Source organism: Aequorivita aurantiaca, from assembly GCF_030410135.1.
GTDB lineage: Bacteria > Bacteroidota > Bacteroidia > Flavobacteriales > Flavobacteriaceae > Aequorivita > Aequorivita aurantiaca.
The window spans coordinates 333,750-358,289 of the sequence record NZ_JAUGQQ010000001.1 but is presented as its reverse complement, the minus strand read 5'-3'; the positions used below and the strand labels follow the sequence as shown (position 1 = coordinate 358,289).

At 38.9% G+C, this 24,540-nt stretch carries 23 protein-coding genes and 1 tRNA gene; 8 read left to right on the top strand and 16 right to left on the bottom strand.

Features of this window, described 5'->3' with window-relative positions:
* Positions 1 to 24: 24 nt before the first annotated feature.
* Both ybeY and QRD02_RS01695 read right to left on the bottom strand, forming a co-directional pair.
* Positions 25 to 444 carry an rRNA maturation RNase YbeY gene (ybeY, locus tag QRD02_RS01700; protein WP_290253160.1) on the bottom strand — a complete coding sequence of 140 codons (420 nt, stop codon included), beginning with the start codon at positions 442 to 444 and terminating at the stop codon, positions 25 to 27.
* Entirely contained in the window at positions 437 to 3,832 is a 3,396-nt protein-coding gene (locus tag QRD02_RS01695; protein ID WP_290253159.1) for a coiled-coil domain-containing protein, read from the bottom strand. The genes ybeY and QRD02_RS01695 overlap by 8 nt, the downstream gene beginning before the upstream one ends.
* 162 nt (positions 3,833 to 3,994) lie before the next feature.
* Between QRD02_RS01695 and gltX the strand changes: the two genes are divergently transcribed.
* Positions 3,995 to 5,506, top strand: a complete 1,512-nt coding sequence (gene gltX, locus QRD02_RS01690) for a glutamate--tRNA ligase (RefSeq protein ID WP_290253158.1) — start codon at positions 3,995 to 3,997, stop codon at positions 5,504 to 5,506.
* On the opposite strand, the gene QRD02_RS01685 is transcribed toward gltX, so the two are convergent.
* A complete protein-coding gene (locus tag QRD02_RS01685) occupies positions 5,503 to 6,162 on the bottom strand; it encodes an outer membrane beta-barrel protein (RefSeq protein WP_290253157.1) in 660 nt (219 codons plus the stop codon). The genes gltX and QRD02_RS01685 overlap by 4 nt on opposite strands.
* 81 nt (positions 6,163 to 6,243) lie before the next feature.
* Here QRD02_RS01685 and QRD02_RS01680 point away from each other — a divergent pair, with 81 nt between their 5' ends.
* Entirely contained in the window at positions 6,244 to 7,236 is a 993-nt protein-coding gene (locus QRD02_RS01680; protein ID WP_290253156.1) for an SPFH domain-containing protein, read from the top strand.
* A 77-nt stretch (positions 7,237 to 7,313) separates the two neighbouring features.
* Here QRD02_RS01680 and QRD02_RS01675 read toward each other — a convergent pair whose 3' ends face one another.
* The 4 genes from QRD02_RS01675 to QRD02_RS01660 form a co-directional block, all read right to left on the bottom strand.
* Positions 7,314 to 7,574, bottom strand: coding sequence for a hypothetical protein (locus tag QRD02_RS01675; protein WP_290253155.1), 261 nt, complete (start codon positions 7,572 to 7,574; stop codon positions 7,314 to 7,316).
* Positions 7,575 to 7,585: 11 nt separating this feature from the next.
* Positions 7,586 to 8,026, bottom strand: a complete 441-nt coding sequence (locus tag QRD02_RS01670; RefSeq protein ID WP_290253154.1) for a hypothetical protein — start codon at positions 8,024 to 8,026, stop codon at positions 7,586 to 7,588.
* A 3-nt stretch (positions 8,027 to 8,029) separates the two neighbouring features.
* Positions 8,030 to 8,431: a YtxH domain-containing protein gene (locus QRD02_RS01665; RefSeq protein WP_290253153.1), complete on the bottom strand. Its 402-nt coding sequence runs from the start codon at positions 8,429 to 8,431 to the stop codon at positions 8,030 to 8,032.
* Positions 8,432 to 8,599: 168 nt separating this feature from the next.
* The gene (locus QRD02_RS01660; RefSeq protein WP_290253152.1) at positions 8,600 to 10,279 is read right to left on the bottom strand and encodes a glutamine--tRNA ligase/YqeY domain fusion protein; all 1,680 of its coding nucleotides are present in this window, start codon (positions 10,277 to 10,279) and stop codon (positions 8,600 to 8,602) included.
* Between the two features lie 116 nt (positions 10,280 to 10,395).
* On the opposite strand from QRD02_RS01660, the gene folB reads away from it, so the two are divergent.
* Positions 10,396 to 10,752 carry a dihydroneopterin aldolase gene (folB, locus tag QRD02_RS01655; RefSeq protein ID WP_290253151.1) on the top strand — a complete coding sequence of 119 codons (357 nt, stop codon included), beginning with the start codon at positions 10,396 to 10,398 and terminating at the stop codon, positions 10,750 to 10,752.
* Between the two features lie 57 nt (positions 10,753 to 10,809).
* Positions 10,810 to 10,883, top strand: a tRNA-Cys gene (locus QRD02_RS01650).
* A 5-nt stretch (positions 10,884 to 10,888) separates the two neighbouring features.
* On the opposite strand, the gene QRD02_RS01645 is transcribed toward QRD02_RS01650, so the two are convergent.
* Positions 10,889 to 11,620, bottom strand: coding sequence for a LysE family translocator (locus QRD02_RS01645; RefSeq protein ID WP_290253150.1), 732 nt, complete (start codon positions 11,618 to 11,620; stop codon positions 10,889 to 10,891).
* A gap of 46 nt (positions 11,621 to 11,666) precedes the next feature.
* On the bottom strand, positions 11,667 to 13,874 hold the full coding sequence (gene rnr / locus QRD02_RS01640) for a ribonuclease R (protein WP_290253149.1): 2,208 nt from the start codon (positions 13,872 to 13,874) through the stop codon (positions 11,667 to 11,669).
* Positions 13,875 to 13,990: 116 nt separating this feature from the next.
* On the opposite strand from rnr, the gene QRD02_RS01635 reads away from it, so the two are divergent.
* The 4 genes from QRD02_RS01635 (at position 13,991) to QRD02_RS01620 (ending at position 16,655) form a co-directional block, all read left to right on the top strand.
* Complete coding sequence (locus QRD02_RS01635; protein ID WP_290253148.1) at positions 13,991 to 14,230, top strand: DUF2007 domain-containing protein; 240 nt, start codon at positions 13,991 to 13,993, stop codon at positions 14,228 to 14,230.
* Positions 14,231 to 14,828: 598 nt separating this feature from the next.
* Complete coding sequence (rpiB, locus tag QRD02_RS01630; RefSeq protein WP_290253147.1) at positions 14,829 to 15,260, top strand: ribose 5-phosphate isomerase B; 432 nt, start codon at positions 14,829 to 14,831, stop codon at positions 15,258 to 15,260.
* A gap of 8 nt (positions 15,261 to 15,268) precedes the next feature.
* Entirely contained in the window at positions 15,269 to 16,198 is a 930-nt protein-coding gene (locus QRD02_RS01625) for a cation diffusion facilitator family transporter (protein WP_290253146.1), read from the top strand.
* A gap of 16 nt (positions 16,199 to 16,214) precedes the next feature.
* Positions 16,215 to 16,655: a GNAT family N-acetyltransferase gene (locus QRD02_RS01620; RefSeq protein WP_290253483.1), complete on the top strand. Its 441-nt coding sequence runs from the start codon at positions 16,215 to 16,217 to the stop codon at positions 16,653 to 16,655.
* On the opposite strand, the gene QRD02_RS01615 is transcribed toward QRD02_RS01620, so the two are convergent.
* The 7 genes from QRD02_RS01615 to QRD02_RS01585 all read right to left on the bottom strand — a co-directional run bounded on the left by QRD02_RS01615 (position 16,645) and on the right by QRD02_RS01585 (position 24,513).
* Positions 16,645 to 17,016: a hypothetical protein gene (locus QRD02_RS01615; protein WP_290253145.1), complete on the bottom strand. Its 372-nt coding sequence runs from the start codon at positions 17,014 to 17,016 to the stop codon at positions 16,645 to 16,647. The two genes, QRD02_RS01620 and QRD02_RS01615, sit on opposite strands and share 11 nt — an antisense overlap.
* An 81-nt stretch (positions 17,017 to 17,097) precedes the next feature.
* A complete protein-coding gene (locus QRD02_RS01610) occupies positions 17,098 to 18,720 on the bottom strand; it encodes a S41 family peptidase (RefSeq protein WP_290253143.1) in 1,623 nt (540 codons plus the stop codon).
* Between the two features lie 84 nt (positions 18,721 to 18,804).
* Positions 18,805 to 19,620, bottom strand: coding sequence for a DUF4349 domain-containing protein (locus QRD02_RS01605; protein ID WP_290253142.1), 816 nt, complete (start codon positions 19,618 to 19,620; stop codon positions 18,805 to 18,807).
* A gap of 62 nt (positions 19,621 to 19,682) precedes the next feature.
* Positions 19,683 to 20,060: a ribonuclease P protein component gene (rnpA, locus tag QRD02_RS01600; protein ID WP_290253141.1), complete on the bottom strand. Its 378-nt coding sequence runs from the start codon at positions 20,058 to 20,060 to the stop codon at positions 19,683 to 19,685.
* Positions 20,061 to 20,136: 76 nt separating this feature from the next.
* Positions 20,137 to 21,969, bottom strand: a complete 1,833-nt coding sequence (locus QRD02_RS01595) for a M1 family metallopeptidase (RefSeq protein ID WP_290253140.1) — start codon at positions 21,967 to 21,969, stop codon at positions 20,137 to 20,139.
* A complete protein-coding gene (locus tag QRD02_RS01590) occupies positions 21,969 to 23,636 on the bottom strand; it encodes a S8 family peptidase (RefSeq protein ID WP_290253139.1) in 1,668 nt (555 codons plus the stop codon). Before QRD02_RS01590 ends, QRD02_RS01595 begins: the two co-directional genes overlap by 1 nt.
* 16 nt (positions 23,637 to 23,652) lie before the next feature.
* A complete protein-coding gene (locus QRD02_RS01585) occupies positions 23,653 to 24,513 on the bottom strand; it encodes an MBL fold metallo-hydrolase (RefSeq protein WP_290253138.1) in 861 nt (286 codons plus the stop codon).
* Positions 24,514 to 24,540: the final 27 nt, after the last annotated feature.

The window sequence follows — 24,540 nt, the reverse complement described above, 5'->3', positions numbered from 1 at the left end:
TCAAGGAGGGCTTTTAATTGTTGCTTAAAAGAAATTTCTTAGCGTAATTATACAATCGTCTTCCTTCTCCCTCATCTTTTGTGCCTCCTCAGCGGTTTTGTCTTTATAACCGCAAAAATGAAGTATTCCATGTATCATAACCCGATGCAATTCCTCATCGAACGCTGTTTCAAAATCAGCCGCATTATCCGAAACGCGTTCTACTGAAATATATATTTCGCCATTTATTTGCTTCCCTACGGCGTAATCAAAACTGATAATATCAGTAAGTGTATCATGATCCAAAAACTCCAAATTCAATTTGTGTAAATATTCATCGTCACAAAACACATATGAAATTTCCCCTAACTCAAAACCTTCCGCATTAATTACATCGCCGATCCAAGCTTGTAACTTCGTTTCATTTTTTAGCTCAAAGTCGGTTTCAAAATTAAAATCAATCATTGCTTTCCTTGAAATATTCCTGAACCTTCATTTTATAATCATGGCGTAAAGGTAATGCCTCACGATTCAAAATTTCGGTGGTATTGAAGTAGATTCTAATATCTTCGGGAGAAAGGCGCATTCTATTTTGAAAATCTCGTTTGTTGCTTTGTGATTCCCTTTTTTCCTCCTGTCCTTGTTCAAGATCGGCTTTGTCGAGCTTTAATAATTCATATTTCAAGTTCATCATTTGTTGAAGTGTATTTTGATTGTACCCTTTATCCAAAAGTTGTTGCTCAATACCTTCCATCTTCTTTAAAAGTTTTCCTCCATCACCATTGATGCCTTCTTTACTCAGTCGATCCTTGAGTTGCTGTCGCAATTGTTGTTGCTGTTTATAAATTTCGAATATTTCGCCATTCATCTCTTCGTTCATGCCATTTCCGTCCCTCTCTCCCTTTCCATCTTTATTACCTTTATTCCCATCTCGCCCATTATTACCATCCGAACCATTGCCGTCACCACTACCCTCTCCTTCACCTTCACCCTCGCCCTCCTTACCCTGTTCTTTTCCCTTCTTGCCTTTCTGCATTCCTTCCTTCATTTTTTCGCTTAAACTTTCCTGTTTCTGTATAATATCAGGAAGTTGAAATCCGCCACTGCCTGCCCCGGGACTCGGTTTTCCTTTTCCAGATCCAGAACCTGCAGCCATTGACATTTGCATCTGCATATTGCTTAAGATATCACTTAAAAGAACTGCCAAGTCATTAGAACCAGTTATGGTATATTGTTGATTACCAATTCCTTGTCTAGATTGATTTTCAGCCAATCGCTCCAAAGATTTATCAATATTATACTGAATTTCAGTAAGTGATGCATTTATCTGCGTGCCAATCATAGGTTGGCGAAGCGACAGTGCAAAAATACTATCGTCAATGTGTTCGAAATTGGTTTTGAGATCATTTTGCATATTCAGTTTCTTTCCAAAAATTGGATTGCCGTATTCAATAGTTTTAAAAGTTTCCATCAAATCCTCCTGTTCAAAGGAAAATACAACCAGATTATCCACAATTTGTCGAAGCATTTTTACATCCTCTTCAATAGATTCCATTTGTCCGGACTGCATCTGCATTTGCATGCCCTTGCCCATTTGTTTCATTTTCTCTCCTGCCTTCTTCTGATTCTCACTCGCTTTCTGTTTTTGCTGTTTTTCCAAATTATCAGTTGCCTTTTCCTGCTCCTGGTCAATTTGCTGCTCCGTGGCTTTATCTTCCGGAATATCCAATGGCTTTTTTAGACCCTCGTTTTCCTTTTGTAGCTCATCCATTTCCTTTTTGAATTCCTCAAATTTTTCATTCAATTCTTCCTGTGCCTCTTTCGTGTTTTCATCCTCAGGTTTCTCCGAAAGTTTCTCCTGCTTCTCTCCCAATTTGAAAAGTTCCTCAGCCAATTTCTCGGCTTTCTTTTCTACATAATATCTTTTGGTAAGCTCTACCAATTGCTCAAGATTTTTCTCCTGATTCTTGTTCTGCTTCGAGAGCTTTTCAAGTTTTTCAGTCAATTCTTCCTTTTCAATTTTATCTTGAAGTTTCTCCAGTTCGTCCAGCAATTTTTCATTCTCTTTTAAACGCTCTTCATTCTCGTCTAAACGCTTTTCTAGTTGCTCCTTAAAAGGATCCTTTTCCTGATTTTCAGGCTGAAAATTCTCAAGCTCCTCTTTCAGTTCTTTGGAAAAATTTTTCATCATTTCCTCCTGCTGCTGCTGGCGTTGAATGAAGTTTTCAAGTTTCTTTTTGTCATTATAATTAAGTTCGTTTTTTTCCTTTTGAGTGCGCGAAAGTTCTTCTAAAGTTTGCTTTCTATCCTTTAATTCTTCCAAAGATTTGTCCAAACCTTTAATTGCATTTTGTTGATTTTGAAGCTGTTCTTTCTCCAATTCGTCCTTTGTGAATTTCCTAAAAGAATAAATCCCAGATTTTGAAGATTTGAAATTGTGAATTGCGTCATTGTCAAAAACCTCAAAATAATATTCATAAGCAGCGCCCTCTTCAAGCGGAAGATTTCCGGGAAAAGTAAAAGTGAATTGATCAAAATTAGTTTTGTTAAGCGGCAGGGATTGCGTTTTAAGCTGCTTCTCGTCGCCCTCGGGAAAATATACCACCCGAAGCTTGGTAAGCCCGTAATCATCCGAAATCTGCCCCAAAAAGAAAACCCGTTGGCTGTCCGTGCTGTCCTGTTTTGACTGCACTTCAATTTCGGGGAATTGATCTTTTACCACATTTAGCGTAAAAGCAAGATTTTCATAATCCTTCAGCTTTTCATTCGAAGTTGTGATTGCGTAATCAAATTTACTGTAAACCCCTTTTTGAAAATTAAAGGTTTCCTCCTTCGATGAAAAGACAAAACTTGTATCGGCAGTTTTCAAACTCACAGCGTCAGTATTTTTCGTCACAACATTCCATCTCACTTTTGTTCCTTCAGGAATGGTAGCGTTTCCGGTGCTTTTCAACGTTTCATCATTTTTTCCCGTATAGGAAGGATAATCCAAAACCATTTCAAAATTGAGCAGCGAAGGCGTTTTTACGACATCCAGAGTATAGTTCCGGGAAGAAACCTTATTCGCCCTCAAACTAAAATCAATCGATTCCATGGGCTGCTGAAAAGTATATTCAAACAAGCCCGGCGCCGTCTGCTGAAGGTAATAGGTTTCGCCGTTGTAATTGATGCTCGCATTTTCAGGAATTGCGGTTCCCTCGGTGCGGATTTTTAAATTGAAAGGCTTGTTTTCCACCGCATTCAAATTATCATTCATTACAATAAATGAAAAAGGTGCGGGCGGTTCAAAAGCGGTGTCGTACTGCACAACGCGTTTATAGCTGCTCGAAAAAATATCCATTCCGCCCAAAGCACTGAAAAGCACAAAAACCAAAACGGGAATTGCTGCGTATTTCAAATATTTTGCGTTTTTCTTAAAATTTACGGCACTTTGGAAAGGAATCGGCTGTAGCTCGGTCGCTTTTTGATCAATACTTGCGGCAAGCAATTCGCTCTCACGCTGATTTTGATTTAGCTGAATTACATTTAAAAGTTTGTCATTCACCTGCGGAAAATGGCTCCCGATAATTTTTGAAGCTTCTTCATAATTAATCCCCTTTTGAAGCTTGAAAAGTTTTGCAAGCGGAAAGGCGATAAACCGAACAAATAAGGCCAATTCAACAAAAATGAATGACCAAAATAGAATTCTTCTTCCCAGCGGATTCAACCAAAGAAAATATTCCACGAGCAGCGTAACCAACAAATAAAGCAACCCAATGGCGAAAAAAAGGATTGCGCCTTTTATCAGCTCATTGGTGTAGTATTTCTTAATAAATTCCTCCAGTTTTTGCTGGATAATTTTGAAGGTGCTCATAAATTTATCTTCCTATAAAGAAAACTTCTAAAATACATAAATATTTTGTGCTGTCCACGCCGCAAATATTACTCCAAAAAAAGAAAAAACCACAATTCGGAATAACTTTAAAATGCGCTCGCATAATTGTACCTTTGCCCCTTCACAAAAAGAATGCATATTATGTCTCAAAAAGTTCGGGTTCGTTTTGCTCCCAGCCCAACTGGGCCGCTTCATATTGGTGGTGTTCGCACCGCTTTGTTCAATTATTTATTCGCAAAAAAGCACGGTGGCGATTTTCTTTTGCGAATAGAAGATACCGACCAAAACCGTTATGTGGAAGGCGCTGAAGAATATATAATTGAAGCGTTGAAGTGGCTAAACATTCCATATAATGAAGGCCCCAGCAAAGAGGCGGACTGCGGTCCATACCGCCAGAGTGAGCGCAAAAATCTTTACGGAAAATACGCCGATACGTTAATTGAATCCGGAAATGCATATTATGCCTTCGATACTGCAGAAGAGCTTGATGCACACCGAAAAGACCACGAAGAAAAAGGAAAAACTTTTATTTATAATTGGCACAACCGATTAAAACTGAAAAATTCACTTGTTTTTTCTGCGGAAGAAACACAGCAAAAAATTGAAAATGGCGAAGAATACGTAATTCGCTTCAAATCTCCGGAAAATGAAACACTTCATTTGACCGATATTATTCGAGGCGAAATGCAAGTTGAAACCAATATTCTCGACGATAAAGTTCTCTTCAAAAGTGATGGGATGCCAACCTATCATTTGGCAAATATTGTGGATGACCACTTGATGAAAATTTCCCATGTAATCCGTGGCGAGGAATGGTTGCCGTCATTGGCTCTGCACGTTTTGTTGTACCGAGCTTTTGGATGGAACGCGCCACAATTTGCACATTTGCCGTTGATTCTGAAACCCACCGGCAACGGAAAGTTAAGCAAGCGCGATGGCGATAAAATGGGGTTTCCGGTATTTCCATTGGAATGGAAAACGGCCGATGGTGACCTATTTTCAGGCTATCGGGAAGATGGATATTTGCCCGAAGCCGTTGTAAATATGCTCGCATTTTTAGGGTGGAATCCGGGAACGGAGCAGGAAATTTTCAGTTTGGAGGAATTGATTGCCGCTTTTGAATTGGAAAGAGTTCACAAAGCAGGCGCAAAGTTCGATCCCGAGAAAACGAAATGGTTTCAGCATCTATATCTTCAAAAAGTGGATGATGAAAAGCTTGCAGAAGATTTCTCGAGATTGCTACAAGAAAAAAGAATTTCCAATTCACTTAATCTGAAAAAAATTGTTTCACTTTTGAAAGAACGCGCAACTTTCGTTAGCGATTTATGGGAACAGGGAAGTTTCTTTTTTGAAGCCCCAAAAAGCTATGACGAAAAAGCCACTGAAAAAGCTTTTAAAGCTGAGACACACGAATTGCTTCAAAAAGTAATTTCTGTTTTAAGAACGGCAGAAGATTTTTCCGCAGAAAATCTTTCGGAAAAAATAAAAGGGTGGATTACTTCAGAGAATATCGGATTCGGAAAGGTCATGATGCCGCTGCGCTTGGCGCTTGTGGGTGAAATGAAGGGACCGGATGTTTTTGAGATTATTTCTATTTTAGGAAGGGAAGAAAGCATTTCCCGAATTGAAAAAGCAATGGATTTTATGGGCTAAAAATAAATCACCCCCATCAAAATAATGGTGGAACTATTGCCCTTAAAATCATTGTTCTCCAAACCTTGGTCATTCAATTTTCCCAACATATTGGTAAGGCCATATTGGTATTGTGCACTAATGCGGAAATGCTCCAATCCCGTAGTCAAACCCGCTGCAAGCCTTACGTTGAAAACGGAAATATCTTGAATTTCCGCAGCCGTCAAAGTGTTGTAGCCTGCTAAAATATAATCTTCATATTCCTCACGGTCCAGTTTCATTTTACCGTTAATTGAGAAAACGGGGCCGAGTTCAACACTTAAATGCTTCATTATAATATTATAACTACCCATAAAGTTAATCTGCACTCCTTGAACGGAATATCCGATTTTTTGAGTATCCGTTCCTAACGGATCACTACCTTCCACGCCCACGGATTCACTTTGAAAACTTATTCCATAAATCAGATCGAAATTATTCCTAAAACCGCCACGAGTGGTAAATCCTGCAATAAAACCTTCTCTTTGTTCGGTAACCAAATCGTCCGTTTGAATATCAAAGAATGAAATTCCACCTTGAATCCCAAGAAAATTATACCCCTCATAGTTGCGCTGGGCATATGTTTGCTGAAATAGAAAAAACAAAAAAGAAACGGTAAGCAATTGCCTATTACTCATAATTTGGGGATTTTGAAGGCGTGAAAATAGGTTTAATTTTTTGTATCTTCCACAACGTTTAATCATTAATAATTAAAAATTATGGGTGGGTTTATTTTTGTGCCACTGCTGATTGTTGGATTTTTTATACTCTTGGCTGGATTTTTTACTGTAAAACAACAAACTGCGGCAATTGTAGAGCGTTTCGGAAAGTTTCATAGCATTAGGCATTCAGGTCTTCAATTAAAAATTCCGTTGATTGATAGAATTGCCGGCCGGATCAATTTAAAAATTCAACAATTGGATGTAATCGTAGAAACCAAAACAAAGGATGATGTGTTTGTCCGACTAAAAATCTCTGTACAATTTCAAGTGTTGGACCAAAAGGTTTATGATGCATTTTACAAATTAGAAAATCCGCACGACCAAATTACATCTTATGTTTTTGACGTAGTTCGCGCCGAAGTACCAAAAATGAAATTAGACGATGTTTTTGAAAGAAAGGATGACGTGGCAATAGCGGTAAAGGCCGAACTTAACGAAGCCATGAGCACCTATGGTTATGACATTATTAAAACATTGGTAACAGATATTGATCCAGACATTCAAGTGAAAGCAGCGATGAACCGAATAAACGCCGCCGAAAGGGAGAAAGTTGCAGCGGAATTCGAAGCTGAAGCAGAAAGAATAAAAATTGTTGCCAAAGCGCGCGCCGAGGCGGAAAGCAAGCGTTTGCAAGGACAAGGAATAGCAGACCAGCGCCGGGAAATTGCCCGCGGACTGGAAGAAAGCGTGGATGTATTAAACAATGTGGGTATTAATTCACAGGAAGCTTCTGCATTAATTGTGGTAACACAGCATTATGATACCTTACAATCCATCGGCGAGGAAACAAATACTAACCTAATTCTTCTGCCCAATTCACCTCAGGCAGGAAGCGATATGCTCAATAATATGATTGCCTCTTTCGTTGCAAGTAACCAGATTGGCGAACAAATGAAAAAACAAAACAAGGAAAAAGGTATTGTCCCAAAAAAACGGGTACGCCGTGAATCGCCCCCACGCCCCGAGGAAGGTGAGGACCTAAATTATTAAAATTTCTTTTCCACAATAAAAAGCCCGCTGAAATTCAGCGGGCTTTTTTAATACAATTAATCGGGGTTTATCCATTTTTACAAATGCTTTTTATCCGAGTATTCTTTCTTTTTCACTGGTTTTATTCCTATAAGTTTATCCACCATTTTCAAAACAAAAGCTTTCTTAAGTATGGAACCCACTGTGCTCGCCACTAAATTTATAGGCGAAAATGTATCACGAATAGTTTCCCTGCCTGCGTTGAGACCCAATTTTACTTCTTCCAAATCAATTTGTGATTTTAGACGAAGGTATTTTAAATCTCTATCGATTTCTTCAAAAGTAGTATATCGCTTCATATATGCCATTTTCACATTTCTGCCTTCCGAAGAGCTTCCTCTTCCAGCGTTTCTTCATATTCTTTCAATTCCTCCTCGGCCATAACTTTGGGGTCCAAATCATCTTCATCATAAAGCAATCCCGAGAACTTGTAAAGCATCTTACGCTCCAATATTTTTCTTCCGAAGACAAACATAAATATGAGGATTATACCATAAAATGCACCGATCAGGAAAAATCCAACGAAGCTGTGTTCAAAGAAAGTTCCTAACCAATAGGCGGCTCCAAAAGAAAGAAATAGCAGAACGAACAGAAAAAGACTTCCGTAAACCAATAGTTTTACAAGGGAAACAGCACCTTTCATTGCGGACTTAAAAAGGCGGAGCTTGTAATACTCCGCCATACTTAAGCCGTAATCCTCAATCCTGTCGGTTACCTTATGAAGGCTGTCTGTTAGCGCTTTAAATGCCATATTTTAGGATGTTACTTTTTTGGCAACAGTAGTTTTAGCATTTTCGACAGTAGCATTGGTTTTATCCAAAGCATTATCAATTTGAAGTTTCGCATTCTGCTTCCGAAGTGCCTCCAATTTATCTTCCATTGCCAGAAGAATATCATCGGCCTTATAACTTGCGGAAGAAAGTGTCTCGTTCAATTTTTGTTCAAAGCTGAAACGTGCCTGCTGCGCTTTTTCACTTAGCGAACTGGTGGTTTCTTGAATCTGTTTGCTTAAATTTCTTTGGGCATTCTTAGCATCTTTGCTAAGTTTTTCTCTTGTTTTCGAACCTTTGTCCGGTGCATAAAGAATTCCCAAGCCCGCTCCGATGGCGGCTCCGGTTAATAATGCAAATAATGTTTGACCTGTATTTGATGCCATTTTCTTTGAGTTTTATTAGTTAATAATTTCAAAGGTAGGTAGGGGTCTTTCCATTTGCTGTTAACAACCGGTTAATAGTTAAATTTCAATACTTAAATTTCTCTTAAAAGGAAAAATTAGTTACTAAAATTTCATAAAAATTCATCCTTTTGAAATAAATACTGTTAATTATTCACTCACCTTGGCCCAGGAGTCGCGCAGAGGCACGGTTCTATTAAAAACAATTTTCTCAGAAGTTGAATCCCTATCCACCACGAAATAACCCAATCGTTGAAACTGGAATTTGTCCTCTACTTTTGTGCTTTTTATGCTCGGTTCCGCATATCCAGTAATTACTTCCAAAGAATTGGGATTAATGAACTCCATAAAATCCTTCTCCTTGTTAGTATCTGGCGATGCCTCGGTAAACAAGCGGTCGTAAAGACGCACCTCTACAGGAAGCGCGTGCTGCGCAGAAACCCAATGAAGCGTTCCCTTAACTTTTCGTAAAGAAGCTTCGGTGCCGCTTCCGCTTTTACTTTCAGGATCATAGGTGCAATGAATTTCCGTAATATTTCCTTCAGAATCTTTCACTACACTTTCACCTTTAATGATGTAAGCATTCTTTAAGCGAACCTCTTTGCCAAGCGTCAAACGGAAAAATTTACTGTTTGCTGATTCAAGAAAATCTTCCCTTTCAATATAGAGTTCTTTTGAAAAAGGAATTTCACGATTTCCGGCATTTTCATCCTCGGGATTATTTTCGGCCTCCAACATTTCAGCTTGCCCATGCGGATAATTATCAATTATTAACTTTACAGGATCCAATACAACCATTATTCGTGGTGCCTTTTTGTTTAGATCTTCCCGCACGTTAAATTCCAAATGGGAAACATCAATTAAGTTTTCACGCTTTCCCACCCCAATACTATCGGCAAAATTTTTGATGGATTCTGGTGTATAACCTCTTCGGCGTAGGCCAGAAATTGTAGGCATTCGCGGGTCATCCCATCCCGTAACCACCCCGCTGCTCACCAATTGTGCAAGTTTACGTTTGCTAACCACAGTGTGACTTAAATTTCTACGGGCAAATTCACGCTGCTTTGGACGCAATTTTTCAGAATCATACACTTGGTCCAAGAACCAATCGTAAAGCTCTCTGTGGGGTAAAAATTCAAGCGTGCAGAAGGAATGCGAAACTTGTTCGATGTAATCACTTTCACCGTGGGCCCAATCATACATTGGGAATATTTTCCATTCGTCGCCCGTGCGGTGGTGGTTTTTGTGCAACACGCGATACATCACGGGATCGCGCATCAACATATTTGGCGATGCCATATTTATTTTGGCGCGAAGCACATGCTCGCCTTCTTTTGTTTCGCCATTTTTCATTTTTTCTAGCAAATCCAGATTTTCCTCAATCGAACGATCTCTGAAGGGACTTGGTTGGCCGGGTGTAGTTGGCGTACCTTTTTGTTCCGCAATTGCTTCAGAAGTTTGGGAATCGACATAAGCTTTGCAATCCTTAACCATTTGCACGGCCCAATCATACAATTGCTGAAAATAATCGGATGCATAACATTCCGAAGCCCAGTCGTAGCCCAGCCAGGAAATATCACGTTTTATTGCATCTACAAATTCCTGTTCTTCCTTGGCGGGATTGGTATCATCAAAACGAAGGTTTACAGGAGCATTGTAACGCTCGCCCAAACCGAAATTCAAGCATATTGAAGACGCGTGGCCAATGTGCAAATATCCATTGGGCTCTGGTGGAAAACGGAAACACAAATGATCCGTTTTATATCCATTGGAAAGATCATCTTCAATAATATGTTCTATAAAATTCAGCGGCGCTGCTTCGTTTGTCATATAATTCTTTTTAAGAAGGACAAAGGTAATTAATTAACTGAAAAGGATGTTCGCCAAAAATAGGATTCCAGGAATGCCAACCGAAGTTCTTCTTCTATCTTTACCAAAAACTTTCTATGGGAACCATTCGATTGAAAAATATAAGGATTTACGCATTCCACGGCTGTCTAATTGAGGAAGGACAAATTGGTTCAGATTATATAGTAAATCTTTCGGTAAAGGCAGATTTACAGCAGGCTGCGGAAACTGATGAACTAATAAATACGGTAGATTATGTTTTATTGCAACAGATTATTCGGGAAGAAATGGGGGTGCGCGCGAAACTTTTAGAACACGTGGCAAAGCGGATTATAAATTCCATTTTTGCAAAAATTGAAATGGTAAATGAAGTGAAAGTTAGCGTGGCAAAAAGGAACCCTCCAATTGGTGGCGATGTTGCCGAAGTGAGTGTTACAATGAAGCAGAAACGGTAAAATGTTTTTTAAGTAGGAATTTTAAGTTTAATTTTTTTACATTTGCAAGCCTAATAAGGTATCGTGGCCGAGTGGCTAGGCTCAGCTCTGCAAAAGCTGCTACAGCGGTTCGAATCCGCTCGATACCTCCAAACCTTCAATGTAACAGTTGAAGGTTTTTTTCTTGCGGTACCTCAACCGGTGGTATGGGTTTTTCAGGTTGGTGGCCCGGAATTTTTTCAAGTCCGGCCTCTACTCCCTTGGGAAAAATGCCCTGTATTAGAAGTAAGATTCCAAAACCCAAAATCAAGATGCTTACCCATTTTTTTGTTTTGAAAATGAATCGGGGGGTCATTTTGTTTTTTAATTTCTTGGCTAGAACCATTTTCAAAATATCTGTTAAAAAGAAAGTGGCAAGTACCGTAGCTATAAAAAGAAACACGCCGTTATCTGTAGTGGTAAGTGCGTTTGCCATTATCAATGTCCCTATCCATCCCGCCAAGACTCCAAAGTTTACAAAATTTAAAAGGAAGCCCTTTAAGAATAATCCTCCTAAATTCTTTTTCACTTTCACCGCATAATGTTCCCTGACAATTTTAAAAATAGATTTGTTGGTCCGGATATATGAAATGATTCCGTAAGCAATAAGAATGGCGCCTCCAAAAATCAACAAACCAGGGTCATGCTTTACCTTTTCGAGGATACGATTGGTGCTGAAAAATGCAATCAGAATAAAGATGACATCAGCAAACATGGCGCCTAAATCAAAAAATATTGCCGCACGGATACCTTTTGTTATAGCAGTTTCTATGAGTGTGAAAAAAACAGGGCCGACGGCGAATGCCAATAGAAACCCGTAGAATGTAGCGTAGAGTAACCCGTCAAACATAGTTGGTAAAAATACAAATTACTTTTACCCAAAAACAGAATAGCGCTTAGTTTTTATAATCCTTCCGATGGCCGAGCATTGTAAAATCTAAGTGTTTCTTTACCAAATCGGCATTTTTCACCTTTACATAAACTTCATCACCAAGTTGATATACATTTTTAGTTCGTTGGCCAATAACCGCATATTCTTCACGGTCAAAATCATAACGATCATCAGTCAGATCTTGTAAACGCACCATACCCTCACATTTATTGGAAATGATTTCAACATAAATTCCCCATTCCGTAACGCCGGAAATAACGCCCAAAAAGTCTTGGTCCTTATGATCCTGCATATACTTAATTTGCATGTATTTTATGCTGTCCCGCTCTGCATTAGTGGCAAGATTTTCCATGTCGCTACTGTGGCCACATTTTTCTTCGTATTCTTCTTCCTTTGCTGATTTGCCGTTATCCAAATAATGCTGTAACAAGCGGTGCACCATCACATCCGGATACCGACGAATGGGCGAGGTGAAGTGGGTATAATAATCAAAGGCCAACCCATAATGGCCTATGTTATGGGTGGTGTACATGGCTTTACTCATGCTTCGGATGGCGAGGGTATCTATTAAATTTTGCTCCTTTTTTCCTTGCACATCCTTTAAAAGCTTGTTCATTGATGTGGCAGTGGAATGTTTGTCCTTTGTGTTCAATTTATATCCGAAACGTTTAATGATATTCTCGAGTGCGGCAATTTTTTCATCATCCGGTTCATCATGCACGCGGTACACAAAGGTTTTTTTTGGCTGTTGTTTTCCAATAAACTCCGCCACACTTCTGTTTGCGAGGAGCATAAATTCCTCTATCAATTTATTGGCATCCTTGCTTTCCTTAAAATAGACTCCTTCCGGATTATTTTGCTCATCCAAAATAAATTTTACCTCCACCTTATCAAAGGATATGGCTCCAGCCCTCATCCGATTGTTTCGAAGCACTTTTGCCAAGCGATCCATTTCAAGAATGGCTGCGGCTATTTCATTTTTAACGGGGTATGATTCATCCTTTATTGAAATATTTGCGGGAATAATATGAATTTCTTCTTTTGGATTTTCTATTATATGTTGTGCCTCTTCATAAGAAAAACGGGCGTCACTGTAAGTAACGGTACGGCCAAACCATTGCTTTTTTATTTCTGCTTTTGGTGTAATTTCAAAAACTGCTGAAAAAGTATATTTTTCTTCATTTGGACGAAGGGAACAGGCATTGTTGGAAAGAATTTCAGGAAGCATTGGTACCACGCGATCCACCAAATAAACAGAAGTTGCACGTTCATAAGCCTCATCGTCCAACTCATTTCCGGGAGTTACATAATGCGAAACATCTGCAATATGGATCCCGATTTCATAATTGCCATTTTCCATTTTTTCAAAGGATAAGGCGTCATCAAAATCCTTTGCGTCCTTGGGATCTATGGTAAAGGTAAGCGCCTGTCGCATATCGCGACGTTTTTTAATTTCTGATGCCTTAATTGAGGTATCGAGTTTGTTGGCATAATCCTCCACTTCTTTTGGAAATTCATAGGGCAGTCCATATTGCGCCAAAATTGAATGTATTTCGGTATTATGTTCCCCCGGCATTCCCAGCACTTTAAGCACATTGCCCAAGGGGGAGTCTGCCTTCTCGGGCCAATCTTCCATTGCCACCAAAACTTTTTCGCCGTTTTTTGCACCGTTAATTTTATTCTTTGGAACAAAAATATCGGTGTACATTTTATAATCGCTAACGTCCACAAATGCAAAATTTTCCTGAACTTGAATGGTACCTACGAACTCGGTGCGTTTTCGCTCCAAAATTTTTGTAACCTCGCCTTCTGTTTTCCCGCCCTTTTTACGTTTGAAGACGTACACTTCAACAATATCGCCATTCAAGGCCTTGTTCAAGTTTTTGCTATTCACATAAATATCTTCCTCTAAATCCTCCACAATTATATAACCCTGCCCACGACCGGCAATATCAACCTTTCCGGTGTAATAATTTTGTGAAGGAGTAAGGATATATTTTCCGAGTTCTATTTCCTGAATTGTGCCTTTTCCTTGCAGATCCTTTAGTTTTTTTACTATTTGGTTTCTGCTGCTGGGGTCGTCCAGTTGCAATTTGGCGGCAATTTGTTTATAGGTAAATGTTTGCGAATGATCTTTCCGAAGAATATTCAGTATGGTTTGGGAAAGATTTTCAATTTTATTGTTTTTCTTTTTTTGTTTGTTTCTTGGCATAGTTGATTCTGTAATAAGTGTAAAAATACTCTTTCTCGAAGAATGGCGTGTTTACATTAGCAAAGATTTAGTACCTTGGTATATGCGGTTTCTGTCCGGGCACAATTGTGAAAACAATGAAGAATTTTAAAACTATTGCCATATTTTCCTATCCTGCGGAATATGCCGTACTTCAACTTTTGTTCGATCAAGAGGAGATTCGTTATGTTTTTATGAATGAAACAATGATCAGCGTTTTTCCAATGTATGCGAACGCAATAGGTGGAATTCAACTTAAAGTGCACTTCGAGGACATTACTGTCGCTGAGGAAATTATGAAAAATTTAGATAAACCTTCCAACTTAAAAATAGTTTGAAATTAAAGGTTCCCATAGAATCTTCTTAAACCAAACATTTTTATTACCTCAGTAATTTTCACTTATGAACATTTAAATATATATCATTTTCTTTTTTTGAAATTTTAAAATAAAAAATGGTGATGATTATTGGATGTTAATATGTAGAATAACTTTTTCAACTTTTGTTTTGAAATCAATTTATTGCCTTTTAATAATATGTTATTAACATAAATTTGTGATTCAACTTCCTATATAATAGGGTCATTTTATAAGTAATCAACAAATGTGGACAACCATTTTTGACAATTAAAAACTCATAAGTTTTTCTTAAAATTATGTTAGAAACGATATGTTTTGTGCTAGCAATTTATCTGTAAAAGATGATTAAAAAATTAGGATATAATGTAAATCTGCTCCTATTGTAATTAATCTTCAAAAGTGCAATTTAAATTATCGTTTTTCGACAGGCAAATATCAACAAAGTTGTTAACCAATTATTGAGGGCCTCGTCAAGAAATAGTTATTAATTGATTATCAGCAACTAAGATACCGTATATTCTAATCCATTTCTTTTTTAATAAATAGGCGATGTTTTATCTTTGAAAAAAATATAACTATGAAAATCTCCATCGGGAACGACCACGCGGGTACTGAATATAAACTTGAAATAGTTTCCTTTTTAAAGAATGAGGGGCACACAGTTATTAACCATGGCACTGATAACGAAAGCAGTGTGGACTATCCAGATTTTGTTCATCCCGTTGCAGATGATGTTGAAAACGGTAAAGTTGATTTGGGAATAATAATCTGTGGCAGCGGAAACGGAGCTAATATGACTGCCAACAAACATCAAAAGGTGCGCTCTGCACTTTGTTGGACAAAAGAAATTACTGCATTGGCCCGACAGCATAATGATGCAAATGTTTTGAGCATCCCCGCTCGTTTCACCAGCAAACCACAAGCCGTTGAATTGGTTAAAACATTTCTTCAAACAGAATTTGAAGGCGGACGCCACCAAAACAGAGTAGCTAAAATAGCCTGTTATTAACCCTCAAAATGGCTCATAACCACGCACATTCCGATAGAGACTTGCATGGGCATTCACATCCTGATCTAAAGGGACGGAAGCTCCTGCTTTCAATCTTTTTAAATATCGGAATTACTGTTGCCCAGGCAATCGGTGGAGTTGTTTCGGGAAGTTTGTCGCTGCTTTCCGATGCACTACATAATTTCAGTGATGTACTTTCATTGATTGTTAGTTATATTGCGGATAGATATTCCAAAAAGGATGCATCGGTTACAAAAACTTTCGGGTACAAGCGTGCTGAAATTATAGCGGCCTTTGTGAATTCCGCCACTTTAATTGTAGTAGCAATATACCTTATCTATGAAGCCATTCTTCGGTTTTTCGACCCTCAACCTATCGAAAGCAGTTTAGTAATTTGGCTGGCTATTTTAGGAATTCTATTTAATGGCTTTAGCGTACTGTTGCTTTATAAAGATTCAAAAAGCAATATGAACATGCGCTCTGCCTACCTTCATTTGTTTACGGATATGGCGGCTTCTGTGGCGGTTTTAATCGGAGGGTTAATGATGGAGTATTTCAGATGGTTTTGGGTGGACAGTTTGCTCACCTTTTTGATATCTCTTTATTTACTGGTTATGGGATATGCTTTGTTAAAAAGCTCCTTTAAAGTGTTGATGCTTTTCACACCGAATCACTTAAATTTGGAAGTGATTAATCAAGTTGTTTGTACCATTCCGACTATAAAAAATATGCATCATATCCATATTTGGCAATTGAATGAGCAAGAAACACATCTTGAAGCGCATATTGATTTTTATGAAGATCTCACACTTTCAGAATTTGATGCGGTGCTCACGGAAGTTGAAGCAATATTGTATAAGGAATTTGGAATAAACCACGTGACCATACAACCCGAACATCAAAAAGATGATCCAAAGGATATTATAGTTCAGGATTGATTTTATATAAGTTATGATGAATATTAAAGTAAAGAATTTTGAAGAATTGAGCACGACAGAGTTATACGAAGTGCTCCAATTGAGAGCTGAAATATTTGTTATGGAGCAGGATTGTGTGTATCAAGATATTGATGGAAAAGATGAACGTGCCATACATATAATGGGTTGGGAAGATGGGAATTTAGTAGCTTACGCAAGATGTTTTAGGGCCGGTGATTACTTTGACGAAGCATCCATCGGAAGAGTTTTGGTGCGGGAAAATTATAGAAAACTTGGTTATGGCCACAAAATAACCAAAGCTTCAATTGAAGCTATTGAATCAATATTTAAGGCGGAAAAAATTAAGATATCAGCTCAAATATATTTGGTGATATTCTACGAAAGCCATGGTTTTAAAACCATTGGTGACCGGTATATGGAGGATGGAATCCCTCACATAGCAATGATTAGAGCTTAATTAGGTTTTTTTCCAAATTAAGGTCTTTCAGCATTTCATCAGTAAATTTGTAATGTCCTCTGCGCGTAATTATTTTGAAACGTTGATTGCGCATACGCGTCAATGTATCCAAAAACTGCCATTTCGATTTCAACAATCTAGGTTTTGTCGATTTTAGACTAATTTCAAAATAGTGTTTTATTCCAGCACGATCCGCCACTATATCTGGCGTAATAACTACATCGCTATCTTTTTTGATGTAGGATTTTGGGGTTTCATAACCCTCCACATCGGCCTGAATGTGTTCAAAACCCCTGCTCTCTAAATAGGCCACAGATTCCTTTAGAATCTCTCTGTTTTCTTCTCGTTCTGATTGTATCATAATTGCTAAGATACAACGGCATTGATAAACAGGCGGTTAAGATTATGTTAAGCGAAGATTTTGAATGTTAATGTTTAGATTTTACCTCAAAATCTTATCATATCGGCCGGTATCATTTAACACCGAAACCGCTTCCAAAATTTCAGCATTGTGGGTAATCTGATAATCATATAACCCTTCACGATAAAAATACCGCTTCAAAATTTCATCGGTCAACAGTGATTCAATTTCCACTTTTTTATCAACAATGGCTTTGTCCTTGGCTGCATCAATCGCTTTCATTAATTGCCCATAACTTGTAGCGATTTCTTTATTTAAATCGTCATCTTCGGAAGTGCGCAGACCTTCGGCAAATTTCTTTTCTGTCTCGGTTTCGTATTCAAAATTGTTTTCCTTTAAAAATTTTAGAAAATCCTGAAAATCCTTCTCTGTAAACTTAAAGTTTTTCCAATCAGTCATTTGGTGGCTGTAATAATATTTTGTGGCGTAGTCAAAAATAGCGTTGTCCTTCAACAAAGCCGTTGTAATTGGGCTGAAAACTGCCGATTCAAGTTCCACATCCGGTAAAATGCCGCCGCCATCATAAACTGTTCTTCCGCCTTTGGTTTTAAATTCATTGTATTCTTTAGAATCTTTACGTATTGGGTCGCCATTTTCATCGCGGTGCCAATAATCCAAAGCTTGGATGCAACGGCCGCTGGGCGTGTAATAGCGTGAAATGGTAACTTTTAATTGTGTTCCGTACGTCAATTTTTTCGGACGTTGCACTAATCCTTTTCCGAAACTGCGCGCACCAATTACAACGGCTCGGTCCAAATCCTGCAAACCGCCGGAAACGATTTCGCTGGCAGATGCACTACGACCGTTTATCAAAACTGCTAGCGGAATATCGGTATCCACAGGGTCATATTTGGTTTTATAGGTTTGGTTGTACTTTTCAATTACGGATTTGGTGGTGGTAATTACTTCACCTTTTGCTACAAAAAGATTCACAACATTAATTGCCTCATCCAATAATCCTCCGGGATTGCCACGAAGGTCCAAAATAATTTTTTTAGCTCCTTTCGACTTCAAATCTACCAATGCGGCTTTGGTTTCAATTGTGGTTTTTCTATTGAATTGCGACAACACGATGTACCCAATATCATTATTTATCAATTTATAATATGGGACCGCTTTAATATCCACGGCATCTCTTTTTATAGTCGTTGTGGCCGTTTTTCCCTGGCGTTTGTAGGTTACTTCTACCGTGGAACCTGGGGCACCTTTCAACAATTCGCCGGCATCGTCTTCCAAATCAGCTATAGTTACGTTCCCGATTTTTATAATTTCATCACCGGCTTTCAATCCAGCTTTATCGGCTGGATAATCCTTGTACGGTTCAATAATAATTATTTTGTCCTTTTTGCTTTGTGCCGTGGCGCCAATTCCAGTGTAAATTCCGGAATTGTTGATTTTTGCATCCTCCACCTGCTGCTCGTTCCAATAAACCGTGTAAGGGTCCAAATCCTCCAACATTCCGCTTATGGCTTTATCCATCAGCGTTGCGGGCGTTACTTCATCCACATAATTCATATTCAATTCCTTGAAAAGTGTGGTAAAAATTTCAATCTGTTTCGCTATTTCGAAAAAATCACTTTTGAAACTGACCGTAGTAAAAAATATACCTATGGCGACGATGGAAACTATTATTCTTTTTTTCATTATTTTATCTTAATGAGTTAATTTTTATAGAGTTATTTGGGTTTTGGATTTATCAAAATAATAACCCAAGAATTGAATAACGTTTCAATTTTTCTTTCTTCTCTTCAAAAATATACGAAGAATTATAACGATAACTATTGCAACGAGGAATAAAGGCCAAAGGTATAAAATGCCCAGGAAAAATATCGAAATCCCATTCCATCCGCCTTGAAAGGCATTTTTCATTTTTTGGCCGTAGGATTGGGTGATGCCCGTTTCAGCCGTGGTTTTGTAAAATTCAATGTTCACAGTACTCATTGCTACTTGGTTTTGCAGGTATTGCAAACGGCCCTGTCTTGCTTCAATTTCCTCCCGAATGTTGGAAAGTTCCCGCTCTATTTGTAGCATTTCCTCTACTTTGTTTGCTTTTTTCAGCAATTCCAAATATCTTTCCTCTAAAATGCGCTTTGCTTTTAACCGTGCTTCCAAATCAACAAATTCTTCGGAAACATCTTGCCGTGAAATAGTGCGTTGATCAAAATATTTAACCTCCTCGGAGATTGCGTTTATGAATTGCTGAAAATTTTCCGTGGGAATGCGTACGGTTAAATCCTTATAGATTCGATTATAGTCCTTTCCGCTGTTGTCGCTCTGCACCAGCCCTTTATGTTGCGAAGCGAGTTGAAGGATTTTTTGATGGGTGTTTTCGATATCGGGGGTTTCAAAAACCAAACGGGCGGTTTTGATGATTTTTTGATCTTCTAATTCTGGTGATGCATTTTCAATTCGTTGCTGAATTACTGCAGATTCTTCGGCAACATCCATCGCCGACATTGTGGTTTCATTGTCATAATTTTCGTTGCCACCGCCGTTTGAACAGGCTAATACGAACAAGAAAAGCAAAGTGCTAATTGTTTTCATCTGTAGTGTTATTTGGTTTTTAATTGAAGATGGAATGCGCCTTTGAAAGTTTTATTTTATGATCAATCTTTATCGTGGCTCATTTCATCCTTTATTTTTTTAAGCAGCTTTACCATCGCTTTTTCCAGTTCTGAATACTGCGGTTTCACTTTTCCTAAATAGAGAAAAAGCATCACAAATTTCTTGCCGTGAATTTCCTCAAGTAGTTGTTTGTTACAACGGTATGCCTCACGAAGCTGTCGTTTCACTCTGTGTCTGTCCACTGCAGATTTAAAATTCCGTTTCGGAACGGCGAAAGCTGCCAGATTGGTTTGAATATTATCCTCTGGAAGAAAAAAAATTTTCAGCGGAAATTTGGAATGCGTATTTCCTTCCAAGAACAAATTTTCAATTGTTTTGGAACTTTTAAGTTTTTCTTTTTTTGGAAATTTTTGGCTCACAGTGTAAATATATAAAAAGAAAAACCTCAAAAGTTTCAAAAACCTTTGAGGTGATTTTCCTTTCAATGGGAAGCAATTATTCGGCTTCCCACATATTGTTTTCTTGATTTATATCTGCCAAACGTCGGGTGGCATCAATCATCATATTTTTTACTTTTTTTCCGTTCTTTATTTGAAAGGTGTAAGTGGGAAATGCCCACGGCCAGTCTTGCAGCACAGTTCTTTTAAGATCGGTAAAGGGATTTGGTTTTTCTCCCCATGACATCCGTAAGGGAATGTAAAATAATTCCTGTGAGCCATCTTCATAGGTTACATAAAGGTCGATGGGCATTGGCATTAAACCAATTCTTTCCAAAGTTACGTTGGTGCCTTCAGCAGCATTTTCTACGGATTTTATCCCGTAATCTATTGTATTGGTAGTGGCTGTCCAATCAGTCAAATACCAATCTAGTTCAAAACCCGAAACCTTTTCCGCAACTCGAATAAAATCATTGGGTGTAGGGTGCTTAAACTTAAATTCGGAATAATAGCGCTTCAAGGTTTTCGATAAATTTTCTGGCCCAATAATATATCCTAATTGCGTTAAAAACACGGAACCTTTGCTGTAAGCGTTCACGCCATAGGAACGGTTACTGGCGTATCTGTCTGCATGAGTGGTTAAGGGCTGTTCGGCGCCGCTTGTGGCCATAAAGTAATAACTCCTGTAAGATCCGGCGTGCGGATTGGATTTCTTTTCCTGCATTACGAAATTCATGGCTTCATCGGAAATATAGGAGGTGAAACCTTCATCCATCCATTCATGTTTGCTTTCATTGGTTGCAAGCACAAATTGAAACCAGGAATGTGCAAGTTCGTGGGCGGTTACGCCCACCAAACTTCCAAATTCGCGATCGCCAGTAATCATGGTGCTCATGGCATATTCCATTCCGCCATCCCCGCCTTGGATTACCGAATATTGTTCGTACGGATATTCGCCAATGTGTTGATTGAAAAATTCCATCAATTGGGCGGTTTTTGGCTGAAGATTTTTCCAGTTTTCAGCAATTTCCGGATTGTTTTTGTAGAAAAAATGAAGCGTTACTCCATTTGGTCCGGGATAAGTGTCATGAACATATTCATTATCTGCGGCCCAGGCAAAATCGTGAACATCGGGAGCCAGAAAGTGCCAAGTGTATTTTCCGTTTTTAGGTTTCATCCATTTTTGTCCGGGAGCTGTATAGCCGTGGCCCACTTCGGCCGGATTTTGAAGGTAGCCTGTGCCTCCTATCGTATAATCGGCATCAATGGTTATTGTTACATCAAAATCTCCCCAAACACTGTGAAATTCCCGGGCAATATATGGATCTGCATGCCATCCCTCAAAGTCATATTCAGCTAATTTTGGATACCACTGCGTCATCGTCAACGCAACACCCTCAGAGCTATTTCGTCCGGACCGACGAATTTGTAATGGCACTTGCGCATCCCATTCCATATTGAAAACCGTACTTTGACCAGGCAAAATAGGCTTATTGAGCATTACTTCCATCACGGTGCCTTTTATGGTATATTTTGCTGCGTTGCTATCTTGTGTGAATAAGGTCGGTTTGATAAATCCAATTTCCGAAGCGGATAATTTGGAAATTCGGTCCGTAACACGACTATCAGGGTCAGAAATAGTCCGTGAACGCACGTCCATTTCACTTCCCGGTTGAAAGGCATTAAAATACAAATGATAAAAAACCTTATTTAAGGTATCAGGGGAATTGTTTGTGTACTTCAATTCCTGTGTTCCTTTGTATTGAAAAGTCTTCACATCCATTTGCACGTTCATTTTGTAATCAACTTCCTGTTGCCAATAACAGTTGCTGTTTTGTGAAAATGCAGAAATACATACAGTTAAAAAGAATAGATTCAGAATATATTTCATTATTGGGAAATTTTATCGGCCATAATTAAGGCATTATACATATTTACCATTTTGCCCGAAGCTGAAATGGATGAAAAAGACGCGGTATTGGAAGGTTCACCGCCCAAAATAACTTGCGTATTGATTGAAAGTCCGCTATCCATTAAAATTTGTTTCACCTGTTTAGCGGAAAGTTTTGGATAATAGGATCTTATCATTGCTGCAACCCCGGCTACTTCTGGTGCGGCCATGGAGGTTCCCTGTAAAAATTCATATGTATTTAAGGGGGTGGTGGCCCAAATTTTTACTCCTGGAGCGAATACGTCAACGTTCGTTTTTCCGTAGTTCGAAAAGTTTGCGATCATTTCGCTTCCATAGGTATAGTTAAGCGCGCCTACGGTCAGAAACGAATCTGCCATTTCGGAACCATTATCAATTTGATCGTTCGGATAAACGTTAACCGTATCTAAATCGAAACCGTCATTTCCAGCGGCATTAACAATTAGAACATCTTTGGAAGCCGCATATTTAATAGCATCGTACACCCAATCAGCCTGTGGCGAATAATATTTTCCAAAACTGGTGTTTAATACTGTGGCTCCATTGTCCACCGCATACCGAATGGCCAAGGCGATGTCTTTGTCATATTCATCACCGTCCGGCACCGCACGAATTGCCATAATTTTCACATTATTTGCCACCCCGTCCATGCCAATGCCATTGTTACGCTGAGCTGCGATTATGCCCGCAACGTGAGTTCCGTGTTTTACGTTTTCGCGGGTGGGGTCTGGTCCCGCCACATTGTTATCGCCGTAAATATTATCTGCAATATCATCAGGGTTGTCTCCCAACACGCCGCGGAAGTCTTGGGTCATATTAAAATTATTGTCCAGTCTTCCGTTAAAATATTTTATTCCACTTTCCAGTTCTTTTAATACTTCGGGCACAGAATCACCGAAATTCAGCATTTGGCTTAGCATTCCAATTTGTTGCTGTTGTTGGGCTGTTGGATTATTGATGGTTTCCAAATCAGCAATTGTGTAATCCTCTTTCCCTAATTTTTGCGAAATTGCCTCATGGGCGGGTTTTAGTTGGGTAAGGATTTGCTCGTAACGGAATTTGTTTTGGTTTATTTCCGATACTTCTTTTTCGTACTCAGCAACTGCTTTTTGGTAGGTTGCGAACTCTTTCCGATCTGCGGCGCTTATTTCGGCCTCACTTTTACCTTCAAATTTTGGATTGTATTTTCGGATTATGCGCACGTATTCCATGTTTTCGCCCACAATGTCACCCAAAAAATTCCATCCGTGGATGTCATCAACAAACCCATTGTTGTCGTCATCTATTCCGTTTCCGGCAATTTCGTTGGGGTTGGTCCAAATAACATTTTTAAGATCTTCGTGGTCAATATCCACTCCACTATCAATTACGCCAACAATCACTGTTTCGCCCTTGCGGTTTTTAATTATTTCGGCATAGGCCCTATCTACGCTCATTCCCGGAACTGTATCTTTTACCAAATCCATAAATGGCCAATGCTTTAATTGGGCATCTGTAAGTGGCGCATTTTTTATGGGGTTGGAATCAATGTTTTGAATTGGGGTAGCAACAATAGCGGCCCCACTGCCGCAGCTGGCAAGTATAGTTGATATTGCAACTGCAAAAAGGGTGGTTTTGAAAAGTTTCATTTATCAGAAAAGGTATTTAATTAAAAAATTCTAGGAGTGACAAGGTTTCATTCAGCCGAACGCCTTTATCAGTATTTTGGACCGTAATTATTGGGTTGTGCGCATCATGTTCTAGGAATAGATAAAAATTATTGTCGGCAGCGTTTTTAAGAAATTTTTCTTTTTCGGGGAGGGTCAACAAGGGGCGGGTGTCATATCCCATTACGAACGGTAAAGGCAGATGGCCAGCAGTTGGTAGTAAATCTGCCATAAAAACCAATGTCTTTCCCTTGTAATTTATATGGGGAATCATTTGTTTGTCCGTATGGCCGTCTACAAAAAGAATTCCAAAATCAAGCTCATTTTCTTCGGCAAAGTCACAATTTGGTTGGGCCACAAATTTTAACTGACCGCTTTGCTGCATGGGTAAAATATTTTCCTCCAAGAACGACGCTTTTTCCCGCCGGTTTGGTTCGGTAGCCCATTGCCAATGGTCTTTGTTGCTCCAATAGGTTGCATTTTTGAATGCGGGTTCATAACCCGTCCCGTTTTTGTTCCACTGCACACTTCCGCCGCAATGGTCAAAATGGAGATGTGTCATAAAAACATCACTAACGTCATCGGGATGGAATCCGTGTTTTTTAAGGGAACTTTCCAATGTGTAATCGCCCCATCGGTAATAATACCCGAAAAATTTTTCGCTCTGTTTATTGCCCATTCCAGTATCGATGAGCGTTAACCTGTTGCCCTTTTCAATCAAAAGGCATCGGGCCGCAATATCAATCATATTGTGCTGATCTGCTGGATTGGTTTTATTCCAAAGAGATTTGGGAACTACGCCAAACATGGCGCCGCCATCAAGTTTAAAATTGCCAGCTTCAATGGGAAATAATTGCATAATCTGGAGAATGAGTCGCAAAATAAC